Below are 7,205 nucleotides of genomic sequence, written 5' to 3'. Positions count from 1 at the left end.
CACCGGGAGGCCTTCGTCATGCCGGAAATCTATGCCGTGTTCTCACACGACTTCAACCAATGTCCCTGGGCAGTACAGCTAGTTGGGTGGGCGGGCAAAACTCGGGCCAGAAATACGAAGCGAACACGAGCGGCCCGAGCCCGGCACCAACCCGCGAGAACGTGGATGCCCAGCCGAAGCCTGAGCCACGGAGTTCGGTGGGGTAGAGCTCCGACACGTAGGTGTAGAGCACCGGGATGGCCACCTGGATAACGAATCCGAACGCCAGGAGCCAGAACACGGCTGCGTCCGGAATGTCCACCACCAACGAAACGATCACCAGGGTCAACGCGGACAGCGGCCCCGTGATGGCCAGGATCCACTTGCGGCCCACCCGTTCCACCAGCTCTGCCGCGACCGCCACGCCCAGGAGCCCGACGCCGGCCATCCCGGCCGTCGTCACGAACGCCTTGTACTCCTCGAATCCGGCGCCGATCAGAATCCGCGGCATCCACGTCAAGCTCAAGTAGTAGACCAGGAGGACGCTGAAAAACTGGGCCCAGGCCGCCGTCGTGATCTTCCAGTCGAACTGCCAGATCCGTCGCAGCTGCTCGGCTCCCGTGGCCAGGACGAGACTGTCGATGACGTCGGCTGCCTCTTGGCGCCGGTCCCTCCGGATGAGGAAGAGCGGGGATTCGGGCACGCTCCGCCTCGCCCAAAACACCAGCAGGGCAGGCAACACCATGACGAGCATCGTCAGGCGCCAGTCCGCGAAGGCGGCGACGAGTCCTGCCGAAATGAAGCCGCACAGAGCGGCCCCTATGGGCCACCAACCATCCATGGCCGTCAGCACCTTGCCGCGCTGCTTCCGTGGAGTGAATTCACCGACCAACGCGTAGTCCACCGGAATGCATCCGCCCAGTCCGAAACCGGCCACGAAGCGGAAGACGCAGAACCAGACGATGTCCGGGGCGAGGACGCCCAGCACCGTGAAGAAGGAGAACACCAGAAGGGTCGCGGTGAAGGCCCGTTTCCGGCCGATCGTGTCCGCGATGCATTCATTTCCCCTTCTGGGGAAACTCTATCCGTGCTTCTGGATCGCCTTCCTCAGGAAGCCGCCGGCCTCATCCAAAGCGTTCTTCGCCTGCGCCGGATCGATCCCCGTGAGCACCACGAGGATGGCCGCCTTGACCGATCCACCCACCGAATCCAGCGCGCGAATCGCCGTCTCAGCGTCCACGCCGGTGGCGTGTTGGATGGTCCGTTGGGACCTCGCGAGGAGTTTGTTGTTGGTGGCACGCAGATCGACCATGAGGTTTCCGTAGGTCTTCCCGAGCTTGACCATGGCGAGCGTGCTGATCATGTTGAGGACGAGCTTTTGGGCGGTCCCCGCCTTAAGCCGCGTGGAACCGGCAACGAACTCGGGACCGACGACGACGTCGATCGCCACGTCCGCCAGTTTGCTGATCGGTGAGTCGTGGTTGCAGGCGAGCGATGCCGTGAAGGCGCCGCGGCTGCGGGCCTCCTCGAGCGCGCCGATCACGTACGGCGTGCGTCCCGAAGCCGAGATTCCGACGACGGCGTCCGCCTCGGTCACGCTGATGTCGTGCAGGTCCCGGGCCCCGGCCGTGGCGTTGTCCTCGGCGTACTCCACCGGTTTCTGGATGGCCTGGGTGCCGCCAGCGATAATCCCGACGACGAGGCCCGGGGGAGTGCCGAAAGTGGGCGGGCATTCGCTCGCGTCCAATACCCCGAGCCGTCCGGCCGTTCCGGCGCCGACGTAGAGCAGCCTGCCTCCGCGGGCGAGGCGTTCCGCAACGGCGTCGACCACTGCGGCGATCTGCCCGCTGGCTTGCTCGACGGCGGCCGGGACGCCGCGGTTTTGCTCGTTCATTGCGGCGACGAGCTCGGCCGTGCCCATGGTGTCCAATTCACTGAGCGCGGGCGATGCCGCTTCGGTTTGGAGGCCCGCGAGCTCGGAACGGAGTTCCTCGAGCGGGTCCGGGGAGCCGGGAGGAGCTGTTGCGTCAGGCTGTTCCGTCACGGTGAATGTACCTTTCCTGGAGGAGCCCGCGGCGGTTCGCTGCGAGGGCGGCCCCGTCCATGCCATCGCCGAGTGCCGCAACCACCTCAATCCCAGCCGAAGCGAGGGCGTTGTGCAAGAGCCCGCCGAAGAACTCCGATTTCACGACGCCGCCAACGAGTGCCACCTGCTTGGTGTCGCCGGAGGCAAGGGTCACGGTGTTCGTGAGGAGTCGGCAGGCTTCATCCACAATGCCGCGTGCGACGGCGTCTCCCGCCTCCGCTTCGTCCAGCACCGCGGGGGCGAAACGCGCCATCGTCCGGGCCGGGTTGCCGGATTCGGCGAGCCATGCCGGAAGCTGCGCGGGCGAGCCGATCAGCCCGGCAGCTGCGCCGAGCAACGACGTGGCAGGGCCGCCGTCGTGCGCTTGAAGTGCGGCCTGGAGACCCTGCTGGCCGATCCACCGGCCGCTTCCGCGATCACCCAACAGCGGTCCCCAACCGTCGGCGCGGTGGAGGGTCCCGGCGTCGTCGAAGCGGAAGGCAACCGCACCCGTGCCCACAATCAGCACGGTTCCGGGTGCGCCGTCCAAGGCGCCGAGTTGCGCCGCGGTGGCATCCGAGAGAACCGCGGCCGGGACCTTGAAGCTCTCGGAAAGGAGGACGGCCAGTTCGTGGGAGTTCTCCGCCGAAGCCTCAACCCCGGCAACGGCCGCGCCGATTCCACGCAAGGAACCTTCCGGGAATGCTGCCGGAAGCCCTCGCGGCAGCATGGCTGCAGTGTCCGCGAGCAGTTGGAAGGCGAGCCGGGCGCCGTTGTCCATGCCCAGGCCGGGGAAGCCGTGCTGGTCCGCCGAGCCCAACACCTCGTCGCCCTGCCTAAGCTCGATCCTGCATCGGCTCTTGCCGACGTCGGCCACCAAAAACACATCCGCGGATTCCATGGCCCAACCATATGTTGCGGGCGCCCCCACGTCTCGAACGACGAAGAGGAGCCACAACACGATAAACTCGTCAGTATCCCCAGCAACCGCGGATTCCCGCGATATAAGACGGAGACTTTTGTGAGCTTGACGCAGCTTGACCGTGTTCCCATCCGCCGTGCACTGATCTCGGTTTACGACAAGACGGGGCTGGAGGAACTTGCGAAGGGCCTGCATGCAGCAGGAGTCGCCATCGTCTCCACCGGCTCCACCGCGAAGAGGATTGCCGCGGCCGGTATTCCGGTCAAGGAAGTCGAAGAAGTCACCGGTTCCCCGGAGATGCTCGATGGCCGGGTCAAGACCCTGCACCCGCGCGTGCACGGCGGCATCCTGGCCGACCGCCGGGTTCCTGCCCACATGGAAACGCTGGCCAAGATGGAGATCGAGCCCTTCGACCTCGTGGTGGTCAACCTCTACCCGTTCGTGGAGACCGTCCGCTCCGGCGCCGCGCAGGACGACGTCGTCGAGCAGATCGACATCGGAGGCCCCGCCATGGTGCGTTCGGCCGCCAAGAACCATGCCGCCGTCGCGATCGTTGTGGACCCGAACTTCTACGGCGCCGTGGTGGAAGCTGCAGCAGCTGGTGGCTTCGACTTGAAGACGCGCCGCCGCCTGGCCGCGAAGGCCTTCGCCCACACCGCGACGTACGACACCGCCGTCGCTACCTGGACTGCCAGCCAGTTCCTCGACGAAGACGGCGACGGCATCATCGATTGGCCCGCGTACGCCGGCCTCGCCCTGGAACGCTCCGAGGTGCTGCGCTACGGCGAAAACCCGCACCAGCAGGCTGCCCTCTACGTGGACAAGGCCGCGCCCGCCGGCATCGCCCAGGCTGACCAGCTGCACGGCAAGGCCATGAGCTACAACAACTTCGTCGACGCCGACGCCGCCCTCCGCGCCGCGTTCGACTTCTCCGAGCCGGCCGTCGCCATCATCAAGCACGCCAACCCTTGCGGCGTGGCCGTTGGTTCCGTCGATGCAGCCGACCCCATCGCCGACGCCCACGCCAAGGCCCACGCTTGCGATCCGGTGTCCGCTTTCGGTGGCGTAATCGCGGCAAACAGCATTGTCACGGCGGGCATGGCGCAGACCGTGGCCGGGATCTTCACGGAGGTTGTCATCGCCCCGGGCTTCGAGCCGGAAGCCGTTGAAATCCTGTCCAAGAAGAAGAACATCCGCCTGCTGGCCCTCCCGGACGGTTACGGCCGCTACCCGACGGAGATCCGCCAGGTCTCGGGCGGCGTCCTCGTCCAGCAAGCCGACAAGGTGGATGCCGACGGCGACAACCCCGCCAACTGGACCCTCGCCGCCGGCCAAGCCGCCGACGACGCCACGCTGGCCGACCTCGCGTTCGCTTGGACCGCTTGCCGGGCCGCCAAGTCCAACGCGATCCTCCTCGCCAACAACGGAGCCGCAGTGGGCATCGGCATGGGCCAGGTCAACCGCCTGGACTCGTGCAAACTGGCCGTTGAGCGCGCCAACACCCTGGGTGTCCAGGTAGAGTCCGACGTCGATGGTGCCGGCGGTGCCTCCAACGTCGGGACGAGCAGCGCTCCCGAGCGTGCCCGCGGTGCCGTGGCCGCTTCCGACGCGTTCTTCCCGTTCGCCGATGGCCTGCAGATCCTGATCGACGCCGGTGTCCGCGCCGTCGTCCAGCCTGGTGGCTCAGTGCGCGACGAGGAAGTGATTGCCGCAGCCAACGCCGCCGGCATCACGATGTACTTCACCGGGGCAAGGCACTTCTTCCACTAGGTCCTTTCCCGGGTCCGGGTGCTCCACCTGCTCCGCCCGCTCCGCTCGTTCCTCTCGTTCCACCAAAAAATGGACATGTCCTCCCTTCCCGGGTGGACATGTCCATTTTTAGTGGTCAGGACTGGGCATATTCGCAATATGTCCAGTCCTGCGAGCGAACAGGGGGCATGTCCCGTGCGCTCGGGGTGGGGTTGTGGTGCCGGGGAGGTTACGGGGCTGTGGACGCGGTCTGGTACGTGCCTTGGATGACTGAGCCCCAGTACGGGCCGTACATGTTGGTGGAGTTGCTGCCGTAGCCGTAGCTGTTCACCGAGTTCTGGTACCCGGCGGAGCTGGTTCCCGTGAACCATGGGCCGCCGGAGGAACCGCCCGTCATGTTGCACGGGATTCCCTGAGTGTTGTACTGGGGGTTGTAGGGATCGTTGGCGGCCGTGCCGGAGCAGCTCATGAGTGACTCTCCGGTAAAGGGAGCCGCCGCGGGGTAGCCGAACGACTTGTATGCGAGTCCGCGGGCGGCATTGAACTGGACTCCTGAGGCACCCACGACGTCAGCGAGCTTTTGGCCATTGAGGGGGTTCATGACGGCGAATCCGGTGTCGTACTGCATGGCTCCACTCGAGGACCACTGGCTGGTGGTGTACAGCGCCTTGGCCGTCCACTTTCCGTAGGGTGCCACGCCGTTCTGGTAGGCAGGAACAAACGTGAAGTTGCTCGCGAACGCCCCGGGGCCTTCGTTCAGGCAGTGGCCGGCCGTGGACACTGTGCTCTGGTTTGCCGAGGTGACGGAGTTTCCGGAGCAGACATAATTCACGCCGCCGAGAGTGAAGAACACCTTCCCGATGTGCGGGACGGGAGCCTCACCGCCATTGGCCTTGCGGTCCACGGCCGGGGACGGCGTTGCCGGGCTGGCGGCTTGCTGGCCTTCGATGGTGGTCAGGGCGCTCCCCAGGCCCGGAAAAACCTGATCGGGAGAAACCGGGAGGTCGGCAAGTCCGAGTGCGGCTTGTGCCCGCGTGAGAGCCTTGGTCGCCAGGACGTCGCCGGAGACGGCGTTCTTCATCCGCTCAGGAGTCCAATAGTCAGCAGTGTTGCCGTCCGACGCCGGATTGCTGCTGACGGTCGACGCATCGGCGCCGTGGCTTGTGGACGGAGCCGCAGAAGCTCCGCTGCCGGCGCCCAGCGAAAGCAGGGCGGCGGCAGTCAGGCTGAGCAGGCTTGTGGCCAGGGTCTTGGTTCTCGTCACAGTTGTCCTAGATATCGGGGGAGAGGCGGCCGGTTTTGTGGTGGCCGCGTGGACTGACGGAACCGAAACTACCCAAGTCGTGACAAAGATGTAAAGGGATTGTGAGATTTGACTTTCGTTTTGACAAGAAGCGAATTCTGCCCTATTTCCGGGTGGCCGGAAGGCCTAGGATCCGGACGCCAGCTCGTAGGCATCCCGGATCACGGAGCCCCAGTAAGGACCGTAGATCACAGCCGGGCCGCCGGGGTAACCGTAGCTCGTAATGGAGTTTTGGTAGGAATCCCGTTCGGAGTCGACCATCCAAGGTCCGCCCGATGATCCACCGGTCATATCGCAGGGAATGCCCTGCGCCTTGAACTGGGGGTTGATGGGATCCTTGGTTGCGTCGCCGGAACAGCTCTTCAACGATTGGCCGTCGAACGGCGGGGCAGCAGGGTAGCCGAAGGCTTCATAGCTGAGTCCCCGGTCCTGGTTGAACTCCACGCCCGACGCCCCAACGACGTCGGCCAGGTGTTTGCCGTTGACGGTGGCAGTGACCGCGAAGCCTGTGTCATAACGGATGTCGCCCGTGGTGCGCCACTGGGGTGTCGTGTACAGGGCTTTGGCCGGCCAGATGCCGAATGGAGCCTTGCCGTTGAGATAGGCCGGTACGAAGACGAAGTTCTTCACGAATGCTCCCGGACCCTCGTTGACACAGTGGCCAGCGGTCGCCACCGTGCTGTCGTTATCCGACACGACGACGTTGCCGGAGCAGACATATGCGAAGGCGCCCATGGTGAAAAAGACCTTGCCGACGTGGTCAATGGGGTCTTCGTCTTGATGCAGGCTCCCGTTGCTGCCCTTGGCGCTCGCGATTTTCACGGGCGGCCCGGTTTCGACCGCGGCAGCGGAGGTGCTCGATGCGCCCGCTCTTACGAGGGCCTTGCCTGCGAGGACGTCGCCGGGGATTGCTGCTTGCATCCGTTCGGGAGTCCAGTACCCGGTGGGGTCGGTGTTTGTTGTCGCCAGACTGACGAGCTGCTGCGTCCCAGGCGCTGCGAAGCTCGAAACCGCATTGAAAGGCGTTGCGGCTGCCGCCCCTCCAGCGGCACAGAGGGTCAAAACGGCGGAGGTAAGGAGGCTCAGGAGACCAGTGATGGGGAGTGATTTCTTTGTCATGATTGTCCTGCCAATCGTTTGGCGGCCACGTGACGTCGGCCACAGTTTGACCCAATGAACCTACTCCG

The 7,205-nt window shown here is 65.3% G+C and carries 5 protein-coding genes and 1 pseudogene; 1 reads left to right on the top strand and 5 read right to left on the bottom strand.

Annotation, left to right across the window (positions count from 1 at the left end; genetic code table 11):
- Positions 1–100 precede the first annotated feature (100 nt).
- From BMF89_RS05280 to BMF89_RS05270, 3 genes and pseudogenes are all read right to left on the bottom strand, one after another.
- A pseudogene (locus BMF89_RS05280) lies at positions 101–1,033 on the bottom strand (MFS transporter); the annotation flags it as partial.
- 27 nt (positions 1,034–1,060) lie between these two features.
- Positions 1,061–2,023 (bottom strand): N-acetylmuramic acid 6-phosphate etherase, encoded by a 963-nt coding sequence (gene murQ / locus BMF89_RS05275; protein WP_253190713.1) that lies wholly within the window; start codon positions 2,021–2,023, stop codon positions 1,061–1,063.
- Entirely contained in the window at positions 2,007–2,945 is a 939-nt protein-coding gene (locus BMF89_RS05270; protein WP_078106023.1) for a BadF/BadG/BcrA/BcrD ATPase family protein, read from the bottom strand. Before BMF89_RS05270 ends, murQ begins: the two co-directional genes overlap by 17 nt.
- Positions 2,946–3,065: 120 nt before the next feature.
- On the opposite strand from BMF89_RS05270, the gene purH reads away from it, so the two are divergent.
- The gene (purH, locus tag BMF89_RS05265) at positions 3,066–4,736 is read left to right on the top strand and encodes a bifunctional phosphoribosylaminoimidazolecarboxamide formyltransferase/IMP cyclohydrolase (RefSeq protein WP_078106022.1); all 1,671 of its coding nucleotides are present in this window, start codon (positions 3,066–3,068) and stop codon (positions 4,734–4,736) included.
- A 208-nt stretch (positions 4,737–4,944) separates the two neighbouring features.
- Here purH and BMF89_RS05260 read toward each other — a convergent pair whose 3' ends face one another.
- Both BMF89_RS05260 and BMF89_RS05255 read right to left on the bottom strand, forming a co-directional pair.
- Positions 4,945–5,979 carry a hypothetical protein gene (locus BMF89_RS05260; RefSeq protein WP_078106021.1) on the bottom strand — a complete coding sequence of 345 codons (1,035 nt, stop codon included), beginning with the start codon at positions 5,977–5,979 and terminating at the stop codon, positions 4,945–4,947.
- 165 nt (positions 5,980–6,144) lie between these two features.
- The gene (locus BMF89_RS05255) at positions 6,145–7,137 is read right to left on the bottom strand and encodes a hypothetical protein (protein WP_078106020.1); all 993 of its coding nucleotides are present in this window, start codon (positions 7,135–7,137) and stop codon (positions 6,145–6,147) included.
- Between the last annotated feature and the right edge of the window lie 68 nt (positions 7,138–7,205).

The sequence above is a fragment of the Arthrobacter sp. SRS-W-1-2016 genome (assembly GCF_002009585.1).
Classification (GTDB): domain Bacteria; phylum Actinomycetota; class Actinomycetes; order Actinomycetales; family Micrococcaceae; genus Arthrobacter; species Arthrobacter bambusae_A.
Note: the sequence above shows the minus strand (reverse complement) of the source record. Positions and strands in the feature narration are given on the sequence as shown.